Genomic DNA, 22,553 nt, shown 5'->3' with positions numbered 1-22,553 from the left:
CACGACGACTTCAAGGACACAGAAAACTCATGGCTCAGATCGCTGATTCCCTCGACCAGACCCCGGAGAGCTTCACCACGGAGAGCGCACCCGCCGCTGCCGAGGCCGCTCCCCGTCAGATCCTCAACGTCTCCGGCGGTGCCGTCGGGCGCCGCAAGGAGGCCATCGCGCGCGTCCGGCTCGTCCCGGGCTCCGGCACGTTCGTCGTGAACGGCCGCACGCTCGAGGACTACTTCCCGAACAAGCTGCACCAGCAGCTCATCAACGACCCCTTCAAGGTGCTCGAGCTCCTCGGCTCGTACGACGTCGTCGCCCGCATCACCGGTGGTGGCCCCTCGGGTCAGGCCGGTGCGCTCCGCCTCGCCATCGCCCGCACGCTGAACGAGATCGACCGCGAGAACAACCGCGCGGCCCTCAAGAAGGCCGGCTTCCTCACCCGTGACGCCCGCGTCATCGAGCGCAAGAAGGCCGGTCTCAAGAAGGCCCGCAAGGCTTCGCAGTTCTCGAAGCGCTAGTCGTCACCGGCTGAAGATCGCAATGCCGCGTCTGTTCGGTACCGACGGGGTTCGTGGTCTCGCCAACGGCGAGCTGACGGCCGCGCTCGCACTGGGTCTTGCCCAGGCGAGCGCGGCCGTCCTCACACACGGACACCATGCCGACGCCCGCCGGGCGTCGGGTCGACCGCGCCCGCGCGCGGTCCTCGCGCGTGACCCGCGCGTCTCCGGCGAGTTCCTCGGTGCCGCCGTCGCGGCCGGGCTCGCCTCGGCCGGCGTCGACGTGCTCGACGCCGGGGTCATCCCCACCCCCGCCGCGGCGTTCCTCGTCGCGGACATCGACGCCGACTTCGGCGTGATGATCTCCGCATCGCACAACCCCGCTCCCGACAACGGGATCAAGTTCTTCGCCACGGGTGGCCGCAAGCTGCCGGACGAGGTCGAGGACCGCATCGAAGCGGCCATGCACGACCACTCCGCACCCACCCCCACCGGCATCGACGTCGGGCGCATCTCGCGGTTCGCCGACGCCGAGGACCGCTACGTGGTGCACCTGCTCGGCACGCTGCCGCACCGGCTCGACGGCATCCACGTCGTGCTCGACTGCGCGAACGGTGCCGCCGCCGGCGTCTCGCCAGAGGTCTTCGTCAACGCGGGTGCCCGCGTGACGCTCATCGGCGCCGACCCCGACGGCTGGAACATCAACGACGGCGTCGGTTCGACCCACATCGACAACCTCGCGCGCGCGGTGCTCGAGCACGGTGCCGACGTCGGCATCGCGCACGACGGTGACGCGGACCGCTGCCTGGCGGTCGACGCCGCGGGCAACGCGATCGACGGCGACCAGATCATGGCGATCCTGGCGTTGTCGCTGCAGGAGCGCGGACGACTGAAGGACGACACCCTCGTCGCGACGGTCATGTCGAACCTCGGGCTGAAGCGCGCCATGGCCGACGCGGGCATCACCGTGATCGAGGCCGGCGTGGGTGACCGCTACGTGCTCGAGAAGATGACCGAGGGCGACTACTCCATCGGTGGCGAGCAGTCCGGCCACATCATCTTCAACGAGTTCGCCACCACGGGTGACGGCATCCTGACCGGGCTGCACCTGGTCGCCGAGATGGCGCGCACGGGCAAGACCCTGCAGGAGCTCGCCTCGTGCATGACGGTGTTCCCGCAGGTGCTGCTCAACGTCCGGGGCGTCGATCGCCACGGGCTCGCCGACCAGGGCGTGCAGGACGCCATCTCCGCCGCCAGCGAGGCGCTCGGGGACAGCGGCCGCGTGCTGCTCCGTCCGTCGGGCACCGAGCCGGTCGTGCGCGTGATGGTCGAGGCCGCTTCGCAGGACGATGCCCAGCGCATCGCCGAGGAGCTCGCCGCCGTCGTGCAGGACCGCCTGGCGCTCGACGCCGCGTAGGGGTTCCCTCCGCAAGACACCGGTGTTCGCCGGTTGAACACGTGCATGCCGCGGTTCAGCTCGCGAACACCGGTGTTTTGCTGTCGCCCGCAGCTCAGATCTTGCGGAGCAGGACCGAGTTCACCTTGTGGTTCGCGCCCTTCTTCAGCACCAGCGTGGCGCGCGAGCGCGTGGGCAGCACGTTCTCGATCAGGTTCGGCTCGTTGATCGCCCGCCAGACGTCGGTCGCCGTTCGCACCGCGTCCTCACGCGAGAGCGAGGCGAACCGGTGGAAGAACGAGTCGGGGCTCGAGAACGCCTCTTCCTGCAGGGCGAGGAACCGGTCGACGTACCAGGACTCGATGTCCTTCGTCTTCGCGTCCACGTAGATCGTGAAGTCGAACAGGTCGGACAGCGCGAGCCGCCCGTGCACCGGGGGTGCCAGCACGTTGAGGCCCTCGACGATGAGCACGTCGGGCTGCCGGACGACGATCTCGGCATCGGGCACGATGTCGTAGACCAGGTGCGAGTAGTACGGCGCGCGGACCTCGGTCGCCCCGCTCTTCACCTGGCTCACGAAGCGCAGCAGGGAGCGGCGGTCGTACGACTCCGGGAAGCCCTTCCGGTCCATGATCCCGCGGCGCTCCAGCTCGGCGTTCGGGTACAGGAAGCCGTCGGTCGTCACGAGCTCGACCCGAGGGGTGTCCGGCCAGCGCTTCGTCAGCTCGCGCAGCAGACGGGCGACGGTGGACTTGCCGACCGCGACGGAGCCCGCGACGCCGATGACGAACGGCGTGCGTCCGGCGCGCTCACCGAGGAACCGGCTCGTCTCGGCGTGCAGGTTCCGCGCGCCGGCGGCGTAGAGCGTGAGCAGGCGGGACAGGGGCAGGTAGACCTCCTGCACCTCCTGCATGTCCAACCGGTCGCCGAGACCGCGCAGCTGCACGATCTCGGTCTCGGTGAGCGACAGGTGCTCCTTCGGGGCGAGCTGGGACCACTCGTCACGCGGGATCTCCACGAACGGGGTCGGGTGCGCGACGGCGGTCTCCGAGAACGGCATGGGATCGAGCGTACAGACGGGAGGCCCGGGGCACGTGAGCCGACCGGCTCACGTGCCCCGGGCCTCCCGTCCAGTGCCCGGTGCGCGTCCGCAGGACGCGACGCGTCAGGCGGGGAGGGCCGCCTCGATGGCGGCGACGACCTCGGGGGCGTCCGGCTTCGTGGTGGGACGGAAGCGCGTGACGGTGCCGTCGGGGGCGACGAGGAACTTCTCGAAGTTCCAGGCGACCCGGCCGGCCTTGCCGTCGGCGTCCGGGGTCTCCTTGAGGGCCTGGTAGAGCGGGTGGGCGCTCTTGCCGTTGACCTTGACCTTCTCGGACATCGGGAACGTGACGCCCCAGGTGGTGGAGCAGTACTCGTCGATCGCCTCGGACGAGCCGAGCTCCTGCAGGAACTGGTTGCTCGGGAAGCCCAGCACCGTGAACCCGCGGGGGCCGTACTGCTTCTGCAGGGCCTCGAGCTGCTCGTACTGCGGGGCGAGGCCGCACCGGGAGGCGACGTTCACGACCAGTACGGCCTTGTCGGCGTAGGCGCCGAACGTGGTGTCCTCGCCGTGCAGCGTGGTGATGGCGATGTCGTCGAAGCGTCCCATGGCCCGGACGCTAGTCCACGATGTCGAGATCGGCCTGACGGCGGACGAACTCGCCCATGTTCGGCACCGTGAACGCCACCTTGCCGCGCTCGGGCGCGTAGATGATGCCCTTCTCGATCAGTCCCTGTCGTGCCGGGCTGGTCCCCTTCGGTTCCGCACCGAGGCGCGATGCCACGACGGCGGTCCCGGAGACGCCGGCCGGGTCGTCCGACATCGCCACGAGGTACTGCCGCTCCGCGGGTGTGGCACGGTCCCAGCGGGCCGGGAAGAAACCGCTGTCGAGTTCTGCGTTGCCGCGGTCGACGGCAGCTGCTGCGTCATCGCGGGTGATCCGTCGGTCGGCCGCGAGGTCCCACGCCGCCGCCCCGTAGGTCTGGAGGTAGTACGGGTACCCGCCCGAGGCATCGATGAGGAGATCGAGCGCGGCGGCGTCGAAAGCCACCCCGGAGCGGGCGGCCGGAACCGTGAGCGCGTCAGCGGCTGCTCCCGACGGGAGCGACCCGATCTCTCGGTAGTCGAAGAGGCGCTCGGCGTAGGACCGGGCCGCCGTGAGCTTGCCCGGTACGTTCGGCAGACCGGCCCCGACCATCACGAACGGCCAGCCCCGTTGTCCGGCCCGGTGCTGGACGGACAACAGCGCGGAGAGCAACTCGAGGTCGAGGTCCTGGACCTCGTCGATGAAGAGTGCGAGCGCCCGGTTCTGCTCCCGTAGCGCGGGGGCGAGGTCCTCGACGAGTTCCTCGAGGTCGATCTCTATGACGCCGGAGTCCGCGCGACCCTCAACGGCGGAGAACCCCAGGTCGAAGCCGATGTTCCCGAAGTGCACACCGAACGACGTGACGGTGCCGAGCGCGCGCTGCACGGCTGCGCTGACCGAGCGGCCGCGGGCGAGGCGACGTGCTGCCAGCGCGATCTCTCGCGCGAGCCTCCGTCGAGCACCCTCGCGGCCGGACACGCTCGTCTGTCCTTCGACATCAACGACCAACCACTCCGCGGCGTCAGCCTGCATGCGGAACTGGTTCAGGAGGACGGTCTTCCCGACCCCACGCAGCCCGTGGAGGATCATGCTGCGCGTTCCGAGCGCGCGCCGTGACCGTGCCACGACGAGGTCGAACGCATCGATCTCGGTGTCACGACCGACCAGCTCCGGGGGGCGCAGGCCGGCGCCGGGCGAGTACGGGTTCAAGGCGGCGTGCATCGAGCAGATTCTACCCTTGTCTAGCGCATCTCGTAGAATGCTCCCGATTGTGCTCGACTCGTTCCCATCGGTCGCTTCGCAGGGTCGGCGTCCAGGCAGACCGTAGGATCGCTTCCATGTGTGGAATCGTCGGCTACGTCGGCAGCAACAGCAGCCAGGACGTCCTCCTCGGTGGCCTCCGTCGCCTCGAGTACCGCGGCTACGACTCGGCGGGCATCGCCGTCGTCGACCCAGCCGGAGACCTCGTGTCGGCCAAGAAGGCCGGCAAGCTCCAGGCCCTGGTCGACGAGCTCGAGTCGTCGCCGATCCCGGACGGCACGACGGGCATCGGGCACACCCGCTGGGCGACCCACGGTGGCCCGACCGACGGCAACGCCCACCCGCACCTGGCCGACGGCGACAAGCTCGCCCTCATCCACAACGGCATCATCGAGAACTTCTCCGAGCTCCGCGCCGAACTGCAGGCCGAGGGCATCGAGTTCCGCAGCGAGACCGACTCCGAGGTCGCCGCGCACCTGGTCGGACGCGCCTTCCGCGACACCGGTGACCTGACCGCCGCCATGCAGCAGGCCGTGCAGCGGCTCGAAGGGGCCTTCACGCTCCTCGTCGTGCACGCCGACCAGCCCGGCGTCGTCGTCGGTGCCCGTCGCAACTCGCCCCTGGTGGTTGGGCTCGGCGACGGTGAGAACTTCATGGGCTCGGACGTCGCCGCCTTCGTCGCCTACACGCAGCGCGCGCTGTCGATCGGGCAGGACGAGATCGCCACGATCCGCCCCGACGGCGTGGACGTCATCCACTTCGACGGCACCCCGGCCACGCCGACCGAGTTCGAGGTCAACTGGGACGCCTCCGCCGCCGACAAGGGCGGCTGGAGCTCGTTCATGGCGAAGGAGATCAGCGAGGAGCCCGAGGCCGTCGCGAAGACGATCCTCGGTCGCGTCCACGACGGCGCGGTCACGCTGACTGACCTCGACCCGATCGCCGAGCGCCTGGCGACCGTCGACCGCGTCATCGTGATCGCCTGCGGTACAGCCGCCTACGCTGGCATCCTCGGCAAGTACGCCATCGAGCAGTGGGCCCGCATCCCGGTCGAGGTCGAGCTCGCGCACGAGTTCCGCTACCGCGACCCGGTGCTGAACGAGCGCACCCTGGTCGTCTCGATCAGCCAGTCCGGCGAGACCATGGACACGCTCATGGCCGTCAAGTACGCCCGCGAGCAGGGCGCGCAGGTCCTGTCGATCTGCAACACCCAGGGCGCCACGATCCCGCGTGAGTCCGACGCCGTGATCTACACGCACGCCGGGCCCGAGGTCGCCGTCGCGTCGACCAAGGCCTTCATCGCCCAGGGCGTCGCGCTCTACCTGCTCGGGCTGCACCTGGCGACGCTGCGCGGCACGCTCACCGCCGAGCAGATCGCCGAGCAGGTCGCCGAGCTCGAGGGCCTCGCGCCGAAGCTGCAGCAGACCATCGAGGACGCCGCCGGCATCAAGGACCTGGCGCGCTGGATGGCGGACACCCGGAGCGTGCTGTTCCTCGGTCGCCACGTCGGCTACCCGATCGCGCTCGAGGGAGCCCTCAAGCTCAAGGAGCTCGCGTACATCCACGCCGAGGGCTTCGCCGCCGGTGAGCTCAAGCACGGCCCGATCGCCCTGATCGAGCCGGGCCAGATCGTCTTCGTCATCGTGCCCTCGCCGCGCGACCCCCGATCGCTGCACCCGAAGGTCGTCTCGAACATCCAGGAGATCCGCGCACGCGGTGCCCGGGTGATCGCGATCGCCGAAGAGGGCGACGCCGCGGTGCTGCCGTTCGCCGACGAGGTCCTGCGGATCCCGCTGGCGACCCCGCTGTTCGAGCCGCTGCTCGCCGTGGCACCGCTGCACATGTTCGGCATGGAGCTCGCCGCGGCCAAGGGCCTCGACGTCGACCAGCCACGCAACCTCGCGAAGTCGGTCACCGTCGAGTAGTCGCGACGGTGATCATCGGGATCGGGGTCGACGTGGTCGACCTGGAGCGGTTCGAACGGGTGCTGGAGCGCACACCGGCGATGCGGGCGCGCCTGTTCACGCCGTCTGAGCAGGTCCGTGACGGCGAACCCCGGCCGATCGCGTCCCTCGCCGCACGGTTCGCTGCCAAGGAAGCCCTGATCAAGGCCTTTGGCTCGAGTGCCGGCCTCAGCTGGCAGGACCTCGAGGTCGTGTCCGACGACCAGCGGAACCCGTCGCTCACCCTGCACCAGGGGGCCCGGCAGGTGGCGGACGCGCGTGGCGTGACGAGCGTGCACCTGTCGCTCTCGCATGATGGAGGGATCGCGACCGCGTTCGTGGTCCTGGAGGGGACGGTTCAGTGAGTGCGTTCACCGGGATCACGGTCGACCGTGGGGCCCTGATCGAGAACTACGCGACGATCGCCGACCGGGTCGCACCGGCCGGGGTCATCGCGGTGGTCAAGGCGAACGCCTACGGCCACGGGGCACTCGACGCCGCGCAGGCCTTCGTGGATGCCGGTGCCGAGTGGCTCGGGGTCGCCGACATCGACGAGGCCGTCGCGCTCCGTCAGGGCGGCATCGACGAGGGGGTCCGGATCCTCGCGTGGCTGCACGCCCCCGACGAGGACTTCCGTCGCGCCGCGCAGTTCGACGTCACCCCCGCGGTGTCGAGCGTCGAGCAGCTCTCCGCAGCAGCCGACTCCGACGTCCGCGCCGTGCACCTGTGCGTCGACACCGGCCTCAGCCGCAACGGTGCGGTCGAGTCCGAGTGGGCCGAGCTCTTCGCGACCGCCGGCGCCCTGGCCCGCGGCGGCAACCGCACCCGGGTCGAGGGGCTCATGTCCCACCTGTCGAACGCGTCGCGCACCGACGACCTCGACCAGGACGCCGCACTGCAGCGGGCGCTGGACGGCCTCGCCGCGAACGGCATCGTGCCGGACGTGGTGCACCTCGCCGCGAGTGCCGCGAGCATCGCCGTGCCGGAGACCCGCCACGACCTGTCCCGCGTCGGACTCGCCCTGTACGGGCTGAGCCCCTTCGACGGTCGCACCTCGGCCGACCTGGGGCTGCGCCCGGCGATGCGGGTCACCGCCGCCGTGCTCCGCACCGTGCCGGTCGCCGCGGGCGACGGCGTCTCCTACGGCTACACCTGGCGCGCCGAGACGGACACCCGTCTCGCCGTGATCGGCCTCGGCTACGCGGACGGCTTCGACCGCGACTTCGGCAACCGGGTCTCGGTGCGGATCGGCGACCGGACGTTCCCGGTGGTCGGACGCGTCGCGATGAACGCCATGCACGTCGACATCGGTGACGCCGACGTGCAGGTCGGTGACGAGGCGGTGCTGTGGGGCGACCCCGCGAACGGCGACCCCGCCGTCGAGGACTGGGCCGACGCCATCGGCACGATCAACTACGAGGTGGTCGCCCGGATCGGCCGCAGCGTGGAACGGAGGACGACGTGAGCTCCGCACCGCTGCGTCAGGCGCGCATCGACCTCGACGCCTACCGTGCCAACCTCGACCGTGTCCGTGAGTGGATGGACCCGGTCGCCGTGATGGCGATCATGAAGGCCGACGCGTACGGGCACGGCCTCGAGCCGATCGCGCTCGCCGCCGTCGACGCCGGCATCCGCTGGATCGGCGTGCTGACGGTGCCCGCGGCCCTGCGGCTGCGCTCGATCGGCGTCGGCGAGGACGTCCACCTGTTCACCTGGCAGCACGACCCCGACCTGGACTTCCGTGACGCCATCGACTCGGCCGTCGACCTCGGCGTCTCGAACGTCGCCGAGCTGCAGCGCATCATCGACGCCGTCGACCAGCGACCGGCCCGGGTGCACCTCGGCGTCGACTCGGGCCTGCACCGCGACGGCGCGACCCCGGCGGACTGGCCGGCGCTCGTCGAGCTCGCCCGGGACGCCCAGCGGAACGGCCGTATCGAGGTCGTCGCCGCGTACACGCACCTGGCCGAGGCGTCCGACCACGAGGACAGCGCCGCGGTCGCCGTGTTCGACGCCGCGATCGAGATCGCCGAGGACCTGGGGCTCGACGTCCCGATGGAGCACGTCGCCGCGTCGCTCGCGGGGTTGGAGCGCAAGGAGTTCCGCAAGGACATGGTCCGGATGGGCGCGAACCTGTTCGGCATCCCCGGAGCCGACGGCGTCTCGGCGGCCGACCTCGGACTCGAGCCGGTGATGACCCTGACCGCGTCGGTCGCGAAGACGAAGCGCGTCCCCGTCGACACGGGCGTCTCCTACGACTACACGTACCGCACGGCGACCGAGACGACCCTGGCCCTCGTGCCCGTCGGGTACGCCGACGGGGTCCCGCGTCTGGCGCAGGGCCGCATCGAGGTCGCGATCCGCGGCAAGCGCTACCCGATCGCCGGCCGCGTCGCGATGGACCAGTTCCTGGTGGACGTCGGCGAGGACGACGTGCAGACCGGCGACACCGTCGTGCTGTTCGGCACCGGCGAGCACGACGAGATGACCGTGCTCGAGTGGGGCGCGGCGCTCGAGACCATCGGTGAAGAGATCGTCTGCCGCATCGGCAGCCGCGTGCCCCGGTCCTACGAGGGCCACGACATCGAGGGACGGGTCGGGGAGTACCTGCGGGGCGAGCGGCCGTGACCGAGTCGGACGTCCTGCTCGACACCACCGTCGACGGCACCGAGGCGATGGGGGAGCTCGGCGCCCGGTTGGCCGCGGTGCTGCGCGCGGGGGACCTCGTCGTGCTGACCGGACCGCTCGGTGCCGGCAAGACGACCCTGACGCGCGGGCTCGGCGCCGCACTCGGCGCACGCGGCCAGGTGTCCAGCCCGACCTTCGTCCTCGCCCGGACGCACCCGACGACCGCCGGCCCCGACCTGGTGCACGTCGACGCCTACCGTCTGTCCGACCCGGTCGAGCTCGACGACCTCGACCTCGACTGGGACGCCGCCATCGTGGTCGTCGAGTGGGGTCGCGGCATGGTCGACGGCATCAGCGACAGCGTGCTCGACGTCGAGATCACCCGTGCCACCGGTGCCGACGCGGGAACCGCACCTGCCGACGACACGGACCCGGACGACGTCCCCGACGAACCCCGCCGCGTCGTCGTCACCGCCACCGGCCCGCGCTGGGAAGGCGTGGCCCTCTGACCCTGCAGCCCGTCGACGCGGACGACGTCGAGGCGCTCCGCGCGTTCCTCGTCGGTGCCGACCTGACCCTCGCGGGCCTCGACGAGCCGGCGGTGCGGCTCTGGATCGACCGCGACGACGCCGGCAGGGTGGTCGGCAGCACCGGGTTCGAGGCGAGCGCAGACGGCCTGCACGTGCTGATCCGGAGCGTGGCCGTCGGCCCGCAGCACCGCGGCTCCGGGGCCGGCACGCGCCTCGCGCGGTTCGCGATCGAGCGGGCGACCGAGGCCGGTGCCGAGCGCGCGTGGCTGTTCTCGCGTCGCTCCGGTCCGTTCTGGCAGTCGCTCGGCTTCACGCCCGCCGACCGACAGGCACTGGCCGCCGCGCTGCCGGACACCCACCAGGTCCGCCTGTTCCGTCGTACCGGGCAGTTGGACCACGAGGTCGCGTGGTCCCGCGGGCTGCCGGTGCGCTGACCGCGCCTACGATGGACGGGTGCTGCTCGCGATCGACACCTCCGCCGGGACCTCCGTCGCCGTCGTCGACCCGGCCACCGGCCAGGCCCTCGCGACCCGCGACACCGAGGACAGCCGCCGGCATGCCGAGGTGATCGGCCCGTTCCTCGCCGAGGCCCTCGCCGAGGCCGGCATCACCGGCGCCGACGTCACCGGCATCGTCGCCGGCATGGGCCCGGGCCCCTTCACCGGCCTGCGCGTCGGCATCGCTGCCGCCCGCACCTTCGCCGCAGCCCGCGGCGTCCCCGTCCTGCCCCTCGTCAGCCACGACGCCGTCGCCCTCGACCAGCGCGATTCGGGCGCCGCCGGTCCGTTCGTCGTCCTCACGGACGCCCGCCGCCGCGAGGTCTACTGGAGCGCCTACGACGCCGACGGCGTCCGCGTGGCCGGCCCCGGACTCGCCAAGCCCGCCGATCTCGACGACGCGATCCGCGCCTCCCGGCCCGCAGCGGTGGGCTGGGACCGCGTGACGGTCGCGTCCATCCCGGCCTGGAGGCTCGGCTCGCTCGCCGCGGACCGGCTCGCGTCCGGTGCGGCGTTCGACCAGGACACGCCCCTGTACCTGCGCGACCCCGACGTCACGGTGCCGGGTGCGCCGAAGCGGGTGAAGCAGTGACCCTGCCGGACGGGCTCCGCCTGCGGCGGGCACACCCGCAGGACCTCGACGACATCATGTGGCTCGAGCACGGCTCGTTCCCGACGGACGCCTGGTCGGCGTCGCAGATGTCCGGCGAGCTGTACTCACCGCACGGGTACTACGTCGTGATCGAGACGGTCGACGACACGTCCGCGCCGCTGGTCGTCGGGTACGCCGGGCTCTCGTCGCTCGCGGGCAACCCGGTCGCCGACGTGCAGACCATCGCCGTCGCCGCGGACCAGCGCGGCAAGGGGCTCGGGCGGGTCCTGTTCACGGAACTGCTCGACGAGGCCCGGCGCCGTGGGGTGCGCGAGGTGTTCCTCGAGGTGCGCGCCGACAACCCCGTCGCGCAGGCGATGTACACGGCGTTCGGGTTCGAGCACATCGCGACCCGGCCGCGCTACTACCAACCGGACGGCGTCGACGCGTGGGTGATGCGGGCGGAACTGCCCGGCCCGGACGCCGAGCGGTCGTCCGTCGTCGGACCCATCGGACAGGAGGCCCTCGGTGAGCGCGACTGAACCACTGGTGCTCGGCATCGAGACGAGCTGCGACGAGACGGGCGTCGGCATCGTGCGGGGGAGCACCCTGCTGGCGAACGTGATCGCCTCGAGCATGGACGAGCACGCGCGCTACGGCGGGGTCGTGCCCGAGGTCGCGGCACGGGCCCACCTGGAGGCGATGACCCCGACGCTGCACGAGGCGCTCGAGCGTGCCGGCGTCACCCTCGACGAACTCGACGCCGTCGCGGTGACCGCCGGGCCGGGCCTGGCGGGGGCGCTCATGGTCGGGGTGGGAGCCGCGAAGGCGCTCGCCGTGGCCACCGGCAAGCCCCTGTACGGCGTGAACCACCTGGTCGGGCACGTCGGCGCCGACGTGCTGCGCGAGGACGGCAGCGAGATCGAGCTGCCGACGATCGCGCTGCTGGTCTCCGGCGGCCACACGTCGCTGCTGCTGGTGCGGGACCTGGTCGGCGACGTCGAACTGCTCGGCGAGACGATCGACGACGCGGCGGGCGAGGCGTTCGACAAGGTCGCGCGGCTGCTCGGACTGCCCTACCCCGGCGGCCCGCAGATCGACCGTGCCGCGGCCGAGGGCGACCCGACGGCGATCCGGTTCCCCCGGGGACTGACGCTGCCGAAGGACATGGCCGCGCACCGGTACGACTTCTCGTTCTCAGGGCTCAAGACCGCCGTCGCACGGTGGGTCGAGCGCTGCCGCGACGAGGGCCGCGAGGTGCCGGTGGCCGACGTCGCCGCGAGCTTCCGCGAGGCCGTCGTCGACGTCCTGCTGACCAAGGCCCTGAACGCGTGCCGCGACACCGGCGTCGACCGGCTGCTGCTCGGTGGCGGGGTCGTCGCGAACGCCCGACTGCGACAGGTCGCCGAGGAGCGCTGCGCGGCCGCGGGCGTGCGGCTCCGGATCCCACCGTTCGACCTGTGCACGGACAACGGCGCGATGATCGCCGCCGTCGGCGCCCGACTCGTGGCCGAGGGGCACGCGCCGAGCGACCTCGGCATCGCGGCGGACTCGACCCTGCCGGTGACGACCGTCCAGGTCTGACCAGTTCGGCCCCGGTCCTTCTTCGGGAGCCTGTGGGAGGATTCACACGGGCGTCGGAGAGACCGGACGCCCGAGAGGGGTGGACGGTGTCCGATCAGAACGAGTGGCCGAAGCCGGGCGAGACGCCGAACGGCCCGGCGAACGGACAGCCCGACGGCACGCCCGCCCCGGACGCCCCGCAGGCTCCTGACGCACCGCAGGCGCCGTCGGCCCCGGAAGCGCCCCAGAACCCGTACGGCCAGCAGCAGGACCCGTACGCGGCCCCACAGCAGCAGAACCCGTACGGCGCTCCGCAGCAGCCGCAGAACCCGTACGGGCAGCAGCAGCAGCAGTCGAACCCGTACGGGCAGCAGCAGAACCCCTACGCGGCACCGCAGGCCTCGTCGAACCCGTACGGGCAGCCGCAGCAGCAGAACCCGTACGCGGCTCCGCAGCAGCAGCAGCAGCAGCAGCAGAACGCGTACGGCGCCCCGCAGAACCCGTACGGCCAGCAGCAGAACCCGTACGCGCAGCAGCAGAACCCGTATGCGCAGCAGCAGCAGCCCTACGCGTCGAACCCGTACACGTACCAGCCCTACGCGCAGCGCCCGAAGACGAACGTCCTGTCGATCCTGTCGATCGTCTTCGCGTTCGGCGGCATCATCATCTGGCCGATCATCATCCTGACGAGCCCGGCCGGCGCGATCATGGGCCACATCGCCCTCGGCAAGATCAAGCAGACCGGCGAGGGTGGCCGCGGCCTGGCGCTCGCCGGCATCATCGGCGGCTGGATCCTGACGGGCCTGTTCATCCTGATCGTCGCCCTGGTGTGGATCTCGATCGCGAACGCGTCGGACTACTCGGACTACTCCGACTACAGCTCGAACTCCGGCGCCTTCGTCAGCTGACGCAGCCGCTGACGCGGACGCTGCCGCCGACGCGCACGCAGCACCGCACGCGGCCCCCGGCCGTCAGCCGACCGTGTCGGTGAGCCGCTCGCACAGGATCGCCGTGTGGCGTCCCTCCAGGCGGGTGAGCACGAGCGTGACGCGACCCGAACCGCGCAACCGCAGCCGCTTGCGGAACTGCGCCGGGTCGACGTCGACGCCGCGCTTCTTGATCTCGACGGTGCCGATGCCATCGGCGGCGAGCCGTGCGGCCAGTCGCTTGACGTCGAGCGGCATCGTGTCGAGCACCCGGAAGCCCTGCGCGAAGGGGGTCGTGACGGCGCGGTCGGACGTGACGTAGGCGATGCCCTCGGACAGCATGTGCCCGTCGAGGCCCCGTGCCAGGTCGCCGATCAGCCGTGCGCGGATCACGGCGCCGTCGGGCTCGTACAGGTAGGCAGCGAGCGGTCCGACCTCGGCGTCGTCGGCGTCGGCCGCTCCGGTCATCTCGGCGATTCCGTGCGCGCCGATGACGGTGGCAGCGCGGCGGATCCCGGGGCGGGCGAGGGGGCCGAACCACAGGGCGAGCTCCACGACCTCGCGGTCGACGGAGGTCCACTGCGCCTCGGCGGTGTCCGGGATCAGGTCGCGGTCGATGCCCGGTCCGAGCTTCACACCGGTCGGCGTCGTCGTCGCCGCGGCGAACACGGTGTCGAGCGAGGGGGACCAGTCGTCGGGGTCGGCGAGGCGGCGGGTGTCCGAGTGCCCGGAGGTGCGGCGTGCGGGGTCCATCCACACGCCGTCCACCGCGGACAGGTCGAAGGACGCGGCATCGCCGAGCTCCACCCGCGCATTCGGCCACACCGCGAGGTTGTGGGTCGCGACGGCCGCCGTCACCTCGTCACGGTCGACGGCGGTGACGTCGAGGTCGAGCGCCGCCATCGCCATGGCGTCCCCGCCGATGCCGCAGCCGAGGTCGGCGACCCGGGTCAGGCCGGCCGCCGCGAAGCGTCCGGCGTGCTGGGCCGCGACCTGCAGCCGGGTGGCCTGCTCGAGCCCGGCCTCGGTGAAGAGCATGCGGGAGGCGAAGTCGCCGAACTTGCCGCGGGCCTTCAGCCGCAGCTTCGCCTGGGTCAGCACCGCGGCGACCAACCGGGGATCGTGGCCCTCGGCGCGCAGCCGGGACACCACACGGACGATCTCGCCGCCGTCGGAGACGCCCGGGGTACGGTCGAGCAGGGCCATCCCGTCGGGGGTCAGCAGTGCGGTGAGTTCGGCGGCGTCCATGCGTCGATCCTCGCAGGTGCTGCGTGTTCTCCGGATGTGCTGGCACTCGGATTGACCGAGTGCCAGAGGCCCCCTAGAGTTGGCGTTGGCACTCTCCTGTGCGAAGTGCCAACCCGGTTTTCATCTGTACCGAGTCCGTACCGAGAAAGAAGAGGTCACCGTGGCCGTCAGCATCAAGCCGCTCGAGGATCGCATCGTCATCCGCCAGGTCGAGGCGGAGCAGACCACCGCTTCCGGTCTGGTCATCCCCGACACCGCGAAGGAGAAGCCCCAGGAGGGCGAGGTCGTCGCCGTGGGTCCGGGTCGCATCGACGACAACGGCAACCGCGTCCCGCTCGACGTCGCCGTGGGTGACAAGGTCATCTACTCCAAGTACGGCGGAACCGAGGTCAAGTACTCGGGCGAGGACCTGCTGGTCCTGTCGGCCCGCGATGTCCTCGCGGTCATCGTTCACTGAGTCGAGTACTCACCACGGACGCCCCGTCCGGCCTTCGGGCCGACGGGGCGTTCGTGCGTCCGGGGGCGGTCACCCCGGTGCTCCGGTCCTGACCAGCCCGCCATCAGCCCGCCTGGAGGCCCGGTGCGCGTCCCACGGGTCGGTGGTCGTTCCTAGGATGGTTCCGTGAGTGAACCGAGTCCGGCGCGACCCGTCCGCAGCGAGGCATCCGTCGGCGTGGTGCAGGCCATCGTGGCCTACGGGCTCTGGGGGCTGATGCCGCTGCTCTTCGCAGCCATGGCCCCCGCGGCGGCGTTCGAGATCGTGTCGTGGCGGATCGTCTTCGGCCTGGTGTTCTGCGCGGTGGCGATCGCCGTGACCCGGCCGTGGCTCCGCACCCGCACCCTGATGGCCCAGCGCCGTGTGATGCTCGTGATGGGGCTCGCCGCCGTCCTGATCCTGGTCAACTGGACCGTCTACGTCCTCGCGACGACCACCGGCCACACCGTCGAGGCCGCGCTCGGCTACTTCATCAACCCGCTCGTCACCATCGCGCTCGGCGTCGTGGTCCTGCGCGAACGCCTGCGTCCGGCGCAGTGGGCGGCCGTCGGGCTGAGCGTCGTGGCGGTCGTCGTCATCGCGATCGGCTACGGGCAGATGCCGTGGATCTCGCTGGCCCTGGCGTTCTCGTTCGGACTGTACGGCCTGGTGAAGAAGCGGGTCGGCGGCACCGTGGATGCCCTGAGCGGCCTGACGATCGAGACCGTGTGGCTGCTGCCGATCGCGGTCGTGGCGCTGGTGGTGCTCGGTGTGACCGGGCTCGGTGGCGGCGTGACGTTCACGAGCGAGGGCTGGGGACACGCGGTGATCACGGTGCTGACCGGGCCGGCGACCGCGGTGCCGCTGCTGCTCTTCGCGTCGTCGGCACGCCGGGTGAGCCTGTCGACGCTCGGGCTGACGCAGTACCTGGCGCCGGTGATGCAGCTGCTCGTCGGGGTGCTCGTGCAGCACGAGGAGATGTCGGCCGGACGCTGGTTCGGCTTCGGCATCGTGTGGCTCGCGCTCGTGGTGCTGACGGCGGACTCGTTCGCCGCCGCGCGGGCGTCCCGTCGCCGGGCGCTCGCACCCACCCCGGCCGAGCCGGTCTGACGGACGCACCACGGGCCTCCAGGCCGCCCGTCGATCCGTCCTGCTGCGGCGACGGACCCTGACGGGCCTCCCGGCCACCGACGCGAAAGCGACAGTCCCCCACGGAAGTTCCGTGGGGGACTGTCGCTTTCGCGAGCGGTGCTGGGCTGAGCCCTACTTCTTCACCGCACCCTGGATGGCGCTCTGGTAGACGGGCTTGTTGTCGCCGTCGAACTTGTAGATGCCGATGTAGGCGGCCGACGGGTCGTTGTTCTCGTCGAACGGACCGATGCCGGACGGGCCGGTGTAGTGGATGTCCTTGCCGTCGTCCAAGAGCGTCTTGCACTCCTTGAACGTCGCGCACTCGGTGCCGCCGTCAGCACCCGACACCGCAGCCATGTTGGCCTGGATGGTGCCGGAGTCGGTGCCCTTGCCCTTCACCGCGGCGAGGGCGGCGAGGATCGTGGCGTCGTAGGACTCCGCCGCGTACGAGTAGTCGGCGAGCGTCTTGCCCGACGAGTCCTTGTAGAACGCAGCGAGCTGCTTCTTGAAGTCGTCCTTCGGCGAGGCACCGGGGATGGTGCCCTGGGCGCCGGTCAGGGTGCCCTTGTCGAAGTCCTTCGAGTAGTCCGCCGTGTTGCCGTCGGACATGTAGATCTTCGCCTCGTTGCCCTGCGAGACGAGCTCCGGGATGATCGACTTCGTCTCGTCGAAGGCGAGGACGACGATCGCGTCGGGCTTTGCGGCCAAGGCCGCGGTCACCTCGGACGAGAACGTGGTCTGGCCGGGCGGGAACTCCTGGCCCTCACCCTTGCCGCCGTAGACGACCTGGCCGCCCGATGCCTCGACCGCAGCCTGCACCGAGTTGCGGAGGCCGGTGCCGTACGTGTCGTTGAAGACCAGGAAGGCGACCTTCGCGTTGCCGTCACCGGTCACGAGCTGACCGAGCGCGGAACCCTGCACCGAGTCCGGCGGTGCGGTCCGGTAGTAGTACGACGAGTAGCCGGAGAGGTCGGTCGCGGTGTTCGCGGGCGAGATCTCGACGATGCAGTTGCTCGTCAGCTGGTCGATGACGTTCAGCGTGACCGACGAGGACTCGGCGCCGATCGCGACCGGCACCTTCGCGTTGACGAGCTTCGTCGCCGCAGAGCTCGACACAGTCATGTCGTTGCTGTCACCGGAGTCGGTCGCCGGGTCGATCGTGACGTCCTTGTCGAGGACGCCGCCCGCGGCGTTGATGTCCTTGACGGCCAGGCCGACACCGGACTCGGCCGGCGGGTTGAGGTAGGCCAGCGAGCCGGTCAGGGGCAGGATCGTGCCGATCTTCAGCGCGTCCGTACCGGGGGTGTCCGGGGCCTTGCAGCTGGCGGCGGGATCCTTCTTCGCATCGCTCGACGCCGAGCTCGAGGGGGAAGCACTGCCGGTGGTGGAACACGCGGCGAGGAGGACGGCTGCTGCGCCCGCCAACGCCAGTGCCGCGGTGGCACGGGTGGTTCTGATCATCCGTGGAGCCCTTTCTCTGCGCGGAGGCTGTGCCGCTTCGGGTGAATGCGACGCCTCCACTGGATGTCGAGAAACGTAGGGTCCATGTGTTTCGCCCGTGTGACGGGGCGGTACGCAAAGGTGTTTCGTTACCGAGCCGTGACGTTCCTGTGCGCAGGGACAGGGATCGGTGCAGCAGCGACGGTGCCGGCGTGGCGACCCGACCTGCGTCAGGCGGATGGTCCGGCAGGGCGCCCGGGAGGCCCGGCGTACGTTCCGCCGCATGAGCGACTTCCAGCCCACCACAGCCATCGTCACCGGTTCCGAATCCGGGATCGGCCGCGCGACCGCCGTCGCGCTCGCCGAAGCCGGCATGGACGTCGGCATCACCTACCTGTCCGAACCCGACCGTGCAGAGGAGACCGCGGAGGAGGTCCGGAAGACCGGCCGTCGGGCCTTCGTCGAGCAGATCGACGTCTCCGACCTCGCCGGCGCGGCCGCCGTCGTCGACCGCCTCGTCTCGCAGCTGGGCGGCGTCGACGTCTTCGTTGCCGACGCCGGCACCGGCGACAACGCCCCGTTCCTCGAGATGACCCTCGACCAGTGGCGCCACACGGTGTCGACCGACCTCGACGGCGCCTTCGTCACGATGCAGGCCGCCGCGAAGCACATGGTGCAGGCCGGCACCGGCGGCCGGATCATCGGCATCACGAGCGTGCACGAGCACCAGCCCCGCTACGGGTCCAGCGCGTACGACGCCGCGAAGCACGGGCTCGGCGGCCTGCTGAAGACCATGGCGATCGAGCTCGCCGAGCACGGCATCACCGTGAACGCCGTCGCCCCCGGCGAGATCGCCACCCGGATGACCGGCGCCGAGGACGAGGACCCGCACACCATCGACCGCCCCGGTGTGCCGCTCGGCCGCCCGGGCAACGCGTGGGAGATCGCGGCAGCCGTGGCGTTCCTGGCTTCGCGAGCGTCGTCCTACATCACCGGGGTCTCCCTGCCGGTGGACGGCGGGATGCTGCAGATGGGCCCGCACGGCGGCTCGCACATCACGTCGAACGACTGGCGTTCGGCGTAGGAGCTCGGCCGGCGGTCCGGCTTGCAGGCCGGACGCCGGGCCGGTCAGCTCTGCCGGTCGGCGCGCTGGTCAGCTCTGGCGGCCGGCCTGCTCGTCAGCTCTGCTGGACGGCTTCTTCGTCGAGTTCGGCCTGGGACCGCAGGACGCAGAACTCGTTGCCCTCCGGGTCGGCGAAGACCACCCATCCGCCGTCCGGGTGGCGCAGGTCGGCGAGCTCCACGGCACCGATGCCGCGGAGCCGCTCGACCTCTTCGTCGCGGGTGCGGTCGGTGGGGCGCAGGTCGAAGTGGATCCGGTTCTTCACGGTCTTCGCCTCGGGCACCTGGATGAAGAGCACCGTGTGCGACCGGTCCGGTGCGGTGATCTCGCACTCCTCGTGCCCGGGGGCGTTCGGGTCGTCGGGCAGGTCGACGTACCCGAGCACCTGCTTCCACCACTCGGACTGGGCGTAGGCGTCGCGGGAGTCGATCGTGGTGTGTGAGACGGCGCTGACCATGCCGTGACACTACCGCGGCGGAACGCAGCACGCCCCCGCTCCACAGGGGAACGGGGGCGTGCTGTCGAACGCTGTCTAGCTGCGGTAGTTCGGGGCCTCGACGACCATCTGGACGTCGTGCGGGTGGGACTCCTTGAGCCCCGCCGCCGTGATGCGGACGAACTTGCCACGGGCCTTCAGCTCGGGGATCGTGCGACCGCCGACGTAGAACATCGACTGCCGCAGCCCACCGGTGAGCTGGTAGACGACGTTGCCGACCGAGCCGCGGTAGGGCACCTGGCCCTCGATGCCCTCGGGGATGAGCTTGTCGTCGTTCGGCACGTCCGCCTGGAAGTAGCGGTCCTTCGAGTACGAGGTCTTCTTGCCGCGGGTCTGCAGGGCCCCGAGGGACCCCATGCCGCGGTAGGCCTTGAACTGCTTGCCGCCCACGAACACCAGGTCACCGGGGGACTCGTCGGTGCCGGCCAGCAGCGAGCCGAGCATGACGGTGTCGGCACCGGCCACCAGGGCCTTCGCGATGTCGCCCGAGTACTGCAGGCCACCGTCGGCGATGATCGGCACACCGGCCTCGCGTGCGGCGAGGGAGGCCTCGTACACGGCGGTCACCTGGGGCACACCCACACCGGCGACGACGCGCGTGGTGCAGATGGAGCCCGGACCGACGCCGACCTTGACGGCGTCCACGCCGGCGTCGATGAGCGCCTGGGCGCCCGCGCGGGTGGCGACGTTGCCGCCGATGACGTCGATCGCGTCGAACGTCGGGTCGGCCTTGAGCCGACGGACCATGTCGAGCACGCCCTCGCTCTCGCCGTTGGCGGTGTCGACGACGAGCACGTCGACGCCGGCGTCGCGCAGGGCCTCGGCACGCTGCCACGCGTCGCCGAAGAAGCCGATCGCGGCACCGACGCGGAGCCGGCCCTCGTCGTCCTTCGTGGCGTCGGGGTACTGCTCGCTCTTGTCGAAGTCCTTGACGGTGATGAGGCCGCGGAGCTTGCCGTCGGCGTCGACCAGCGGCAGCTTCTCGATCTTGTGCTGCGCGAAGATGGCGATCGCCTCTTCGGGGTCGATGCCCTCCATCGCGGTGATCAGCGGGGCCTTCGTCATCACGTCGCGCACGTACGTGGTGGCCTGCTCGAACGTGGCCACGAAGCGCATGTCGCGGTTCGTGATGATGCCGACGAGGGTGCCGTCCTGCTCGACGACCGGCAGGCCGGAGACGCGGAACTGGCCGCAGAGCGCGTCCACCTCGGCCACGGTGGCGTCCGGGGTGGTGGTCACCGGGTTGGTGATCATGCCCGACTCGGAGCGCTTGACCTTGTCGACGTAGGCAGCCTGGTCCTCGATGGACAGGTTGCGGTGCAGGATCCCGATGCCGCCCTGACGCGCCATGGCGATGGCCATGCGGGCTTCGGTGACGGTGTCCATCGCGGCGGAGAGCAGCGGGACGTTGACGGAGATCCGCTTGGTGAGCCGGGACGCCGTGGACGCCTCGCTCGGGATGACGTCGGTGTGCCCGGGCAGCAGCATGACGTCGTCGTACGTGAGTCCGATGAATCCGAACGGATCCGGCTGGTCCATGGGTCCCCTTCGTGGGCGAGTGAAGTGTCGAGACACCGGGAACACGACGACGGGTTCCGGATAGGACATGGTAACGCGAGCGGCTGTCGCCGCATTCCGCCTGGAGGCACGGATCGCGCCCGCCTCGCAGCGTTCCTCCACAACGTCACAGTTCGGGTACGAATCACACAGGGAACGTGTTGGAAACACGGGTGTCACAAAATCCCCATAGGTTCCTCGTCATCCGAACGAGAGGCTCTTCCGTGGGATCCATCACTCCTCCGGGACGGGCGCAGCCGCGCCTGTTCCGCCTCCGCCACGCACGACGACGACCGGTCCTCGCGGCCGTGCTCGTCGCCGCGTTCCTGGCGACCTTCCTGATCGACTGGGCCGTCACCCTGCCGGCCTTCAGTGCCACCTCGGCACCGGCCACCAGCCAGGCGTGCACCGTCAGCCCCGACAACGGGTGCATCCAGGGCACGATCACCGACTCCGAGCGTGAACCGGCCGAGGGCGTCGACGTCGACGTGACCGGCCCGAGCGGCTTCGACCAGACGGCCACGACGAACGACGACGGCCGCTGGTCCGTCAGCGTCGACACGGCCGGCGAGTACACCGTGAGCGTCGACCAGGGCACCCTGCCGAAGGGCCAGTACCTGACGAACGCCGCCGACGCCGAGCGCAAGGTGCAGGCCACCCTGAACGCCAACGTCGGGCAGATCTTCCAGCTGTCCGACCAGAAGGGCGCCACGACCTCGACGGACTCGTCGGGCGTGAGCATCCAGCGGGCCTGGCAGCAGTTCGCCTCCGGGCTCCGGCTCGGGCTGCTCATCGCCCTGGCGTCGATCGGGCTCTCGCTCATCTACGGCACGACCGGGCTGTCGAGCTTCTCGCACGGTGAGCAGGTCACCCTCGGCGGTCTGCTGGCGTACGTGTTCGCCAACCAGCTCGGCTGGAACATCTGGGTCACCGGGATCGTCGTCACGCTGTTGTGCGCCGCGACCGGGTACCTGCAGGACGCCGCGATCTGGCGCCCACTCCGGCGACGGCGCATCAGCCTGACGCAGCTCATGATCGTGACGATCGGTCTGTCGATCGCCGCCCAGTACGCGTTCCAGTACTTCTTCGGAGCCTCGACGGTCCGCATCCAGCAGGGCAACCCGGAGACCGTGCGGTTCGCCGGCGTCACCCTGACGGTGCAGTCCTACGTCGCCATGGGGATCGCGCTCGTGGTCCTGATCGCGACCGGGCTCTTCCTGGCGAAGACGCGCTTCGGCCGGGCGACCCGCGCCGTGTCGGACAACCCGGCGCTCGCCGCGGCCTCCGGCATCGACGTCGACCGGGTGATCCGCTTCGTGTGGACGCTCGCCGCCGGCCTCGCGGGGCTCTCCGGCGTGATGCTCGGACTCGTCCTGAACGGCGTGAACTGGCAGACCGGGCTCCAGCTGCTCCTGCTCATGTTCGCCTCGGTCACGCTCGGCGGCCTCGGCACCGCGTACGGCGCCCTGGTCGGCTCGATGATCATCGGCGTCGTCGTGGAGCTCACGAACCTGGTGCTCCCCGGTGACTTCAAGTACGCCACCGCCCTCGTCATCCTCATCCTCATCCTGCTGTTCCGGCCGCAGGGCATCTTCGGCCGCGCCGAGCGGATCGGCTAAGGGAGCA

The 22,553-nt window shown here is 70.8% G+C and carries 23 protein-coding genes; 16 read left to right on the top strand and 7 right to left on the bottom strand.

Annotated features, from left to right (window positions below):
* Window positions 1-29: 29 nt before the first annotated feature.
* Together rpsI and glmM are read left to right on the top strand one after the other, a co-directional pair.
* Window positions 30-515, top strand: a complete 486-nt coding sequence (gene rpsI, locus DEJ19_RS16825) for a 30S ribosomal protein S9 (RefSeq protein WP_017885499.1) — start codon at window positions 30-32, stop codon at window positions 513-515.
* Between the two features lie 22 nt (window positions 516-537).
* Window positions 538-1,911, top strand: coding sequence for a phosphoglucosamine mutase (glmM, locus tag DEJ19_RS16820; protein ID WP_111099565.1), 1,374 nt, complete (start codon window positions 538-540; stop codon window positions 1,909-1,911).
* A gap of 94 nt (window positions 1,912-2,005) precedes the next feature.
* On the opposite strand, the gene coaA is transcribed toward glmM, so the two are convergent.
* The 3 genes from coaA to DEJ19_RS16805 form a co-directional block, all read right to left on the bottom strand.
* Window positions 2,006-2,950 (bottom strand): type I pantothenate kinase, encoded by a 945-nt coding sequence (coaA, locus tag DEJ19_RS16815; RefSeq protein ID WP_111099564.1) that lies wholly within the window; start codon window positions 2,948-2,950, stop codon window positions 2,006-2,008.
* Window positions 2,951-3,055: 105 nt separating this feature from the next.
* Window positions 3,056-3,541 (bottom strand): glutathione peroxidase, encoded by a 486-nt coding sequence (locus DEJ19_RS16810; protein ID WP_071245463.1) that lies wholly within the window; start codon window positions 3,539-3,541, stop codon window positions 3,056-3,058.
* A 10-nt stretch (window positions 3,542-3,551) separates the two neighbouring features.
* Window positions 3,552-4,739 carry an ATP-binding protein gene (locus DEJ19_RS16805; RefSeq protein WP_111232654.1) on the bottom strand — a complete coding sequence of 396 codons (1,188 nt, stop codon included), beginning with the start codon at window positions 4,737-4,739 and terminating at the stop codon, window positions 3,552-3,554.
* A 116-nt stretch (window positions 4,740-4,855) separates the two neighbouring features.
* Between DEJ19_RS16805 and glmS the strand changes: the two genes are divergently transcribed.
* From glmS to DEJ19_RS16755, 10 genes are all read left to right on the top strand, one after another.
* Window positions 4,856-6,703: a glutamine--fructose-6-phosphate transaminase (isomerizing) gene (gene glmS / locus DEJ19_RS16800; RefSeq protein WP_110863203.1), complete on the top strand. Its 1,848-nt coding sequence runs from the start codon at window positions 4,856-4,858 to the stop codon at window positions 6,701-6,703.
* Window positions 6,704-6,711: 8 nt separating this feature from the next.
* Complete coding sequence (locus tag DEJ19_RS16795; RefSeq protein ID WP_111232655.1) at window positions 6,712-7,086, top strand: holo-ACP synthase; 375 nt, start codon at window positions 6,712-6,714, stop codon at window positions 7,084-7,086.
* Window positions 7,083-8,186 (top strand): alanine racemase, encoded by a 1,104-nt coding sequence (alr, locus tag DEJ19_RS16790; protein ID WP_071406148.1) that lies wholly within the window; start codon window positions 7,083-7,085, stop codon window positions 8,184-8,186. Before DEJ19_RS16795 ends, alr (DEJ19_RS16790) begins: the two co-directional genes overlap by 4 nt.
* Complete coding sequence (gene alr, locus DEJ19_RS16785) at window positions 8,183-9,349, top strand: alanine racemase (protein ID WP_181437887.1); 1,167 nt, start codon at window positions 8,183-8,185, stop codon at window positions 9,347-9,349. The genes alr (DEJ19_RS16790) and alr (DEJ19_RS16785) overlap by 4 nt, the downstream gene beginning before the upstream one ends.
* Window positions 9,346-9,858 (top strand): tRNA (adenosine(37)-N6)-threonylcarbamoyltransferase complex ATPase subunit type 1 TsaE, encoded by a 513-nt coding sequence (tsaE, locus tag DEJ19_RS16780; protein WP_502869779.1) that lies wholly within the window; start codon window positions 9,346-9,348, stop codon window positions 9,856-9,858. The genes alr (DEJ19_RS16785) and tsaE overlap by 4 nt, the downstream gene beginning before the upstream one ends.
* Window positions 9,859-9,950: 92 nt before the next feature.
* On the top strand, window positions 9,951-10,313 hold the full coding sequence (locus DEJ19_RS16775; RefSeq protein ID WP_308201352.1) for a GNAT family N-acetyltransferase: 363 nt from the start codon (window positions 9,951-9,953) through the stop codon (window positions 10,311-10,313).
* Window positions 10,314-10,332: 19 nt separating this feature from the next.
* Window positions 10,333-10,968, top strand: a complete 636-nt coding sequence (gene tsaB, locus DEJ19_RS16770; RefSeq protein WP_111102606.1) for a tRNA (adenosine(37)-N6)-threonylcarbamoyltransferase complex dimerization subunit type 1 TsaB — start codon at window positions 10,333-10,335, stop codon at window positions 10,966-10,968.
* Window positions 10,965-11,510: a ribosomal protein S18-alanine N-acetyltransferase gene (gene rimI, locus DEJ19_RS16765; RefSeq protein ID WP_111232656.1), complete on the top strand. Its 546-nt coding sequence runs from the start codon at window positions 10,965-10,967 to the stop codon at window positions 11,508-11,510. Before tsaB ends, rimI begins: the two co-directional genes overlap by 4 nt.
* A complete protein-coding gene (tsaD, locus tag DEJ19_RS16760; protein ID WP_111023300.1) occupies window positions 11,497-12,552 on the top strand; it encodes a tRNA (adenosine(37)-N6)-threonylcarbamoyltransferase complex transferase subunit TsaD in 1,056 nt (351 codons plus the stop codon). Before rimI ends, tsaD begins: the two co-directional genes overlap by 14 nt.
* Before the next feature lie 86 nt (window positions 12,553-12,638).
* The gene (locus tag DEJ19_RS16755; RefSeq protein ID WP_111232657.1) at window positions 12,639-13,439 is read left to right on the top strand and encodes a DUF4190 domain-containing protein; all 801 of its coding nucleotides are present in this window, start codon (window positions 12,639-12,641) and stop codon (window positions 13,437-13,439) included.
* A 63-nt stretch (window positions 13,440-13,502) separates the two neighbouring features.
* Here DEJ19_RS16755 and DEJ19_RS16750 read toward each other — a convergent pair whose 3' ends face one another.
* The gene (locus tag DEJ19_RS16750) at window positions 13,503-14,705 is read right to left on the bottom strand and encodes a class I SAM-dependent methyltransferase (protein WP_110863196.1); all 1,203 of its coding nucleotides are present in this window, start codon (window positions 14,703-14,705) and stop codon (window positions 13,503-13,505) included.
* A 160-nt stretch (window positions 14,706-14,865) separates the two neighbouring features.
* Here DEJ19_RS16750 and groES point away from each other — a divergent pair, with 160 nt between their 5' ends.
* Together groES and rarD are read left to right on the top strand one after the other, a co-directional pair.
* The gene (gene groES / locus DEJ19_RS16745; RefSeq protein WP_017885484.1) at window positions 14,866-15,162 is read left to right on the top strand and encodes a co-chaperone GroES; all 297 of its coding nucleotides are present in this window, start codon (window positions 14,866-14,868) and stop codon (window positions 15,160-15,162) included.
* 165 nt (window positions 15,163-15,327) lie between these two features.
* Window positions 15,328-16,290 carry an EamA family transporter RarD gene (rarD, locus tag DEJ19_RS16740; protein WP_181441470.1) on the top strand — a complete coding sequence of 321 codons (963 nt, stop codon included), beginning with the start codon at window positions 15,328-15,330 and terminating at the stop codon, window positions 16,288-16,290.
* Between the two features lie 153 nt (window positions 16,291-16,443).
* On the opposite strand, the gene DEJ19_RS16735 is transcribed toward rarD, so the two are convergent.
* Window positions 16,444-17,772 (bottom strand): ABC transporter substrate-binding protein, encoded by a 1,329-nt coding sequence (locus DEJ19_RS16735; protein WP_111053743.1) that lies wholly within the window; start codon window positions 17,770-17,772, stop codon window positions 16,444-16,446.
* Window positions 17,773-18,034: 262 nt separating this feature from the next.
* On the opposite strand from DEJ19_RS16735, the gene DEJ19_RS16730 reads away from it, so the two are divergent.
* Window positions 18,035-18,835, top strand: a complete 801-nt coding sequence (locus tag DEJ19_RS16730; RefSeq protein ID WP_071404637.1) for an SDR family oxidoreductase — start codon at window positions 18,035-18,037, stop codon at window positions 18,833-18,835.
* Window positions 18,836-18,929: 94 nt separating this feature from the next.
* On the opposite strand, the gene DEJ19_RS16725 is transcribed toward DEJ19_RS16730, so the two are convergent.
* On the bottom strand, window positions 18,930-19,331 hold the full coding sequence (locus DEJ19_RS16725) for a VOC family protein (protein WP_111099554.1): 402 nt from the start codon (window positions 19,329-19,331) through the stop codon (window positions 18,930-18,932).
* Window positions 19,332-19,406: 75 nt separating this feature from the next.
* On the bottom strand, window positions 19,407-20,909 hold the full coding sequence (guaB, locus tag DEJ19_RS16720) for an IMP dehydrogenase (RefSeq protein WP_071404638.1): 1,503 nt from the start codon (window positions 20,907-20,909) through the stop codon (window positions 19,407-19,409).
* Between the two features lie 326 nt (window positions 20,910-21,235).
* Here guaB and DEJ19_RS16715 point away from each other — a divergent pair, with 326 nt between their 5' ends.
* Window positions 21,236-22,546, top strand: a complete 1,311-nt coding sequence (locus DEJ19_RS16715; RefSeq protein WP_111224621.1) for a branched-chain amino acid ABC transporter permease — start codon at window positions 21,236-21,238, stop codon at window positions 22,544-22,546.
* Window positions 22,547-22,553 lie beyond the last annotated feature (7 nt).

The sequence above is a fragment of the Curtobacterium sp. MCSS17_016 genome (assembly GCF_003234255.2).
Taxonomy (GTDB): Bacteria; Actinomycetota; Actinomycetes; order Actinomycetales; family Microbacteriaceae; genus Curtobacterium; species Curtobacterium flaccumfaciens.
The sequence above is the reverse complement of the archived record's forward strand: the minus strand, read 5'-3'. Positions and strand labels throughout refer to the sequence as shown.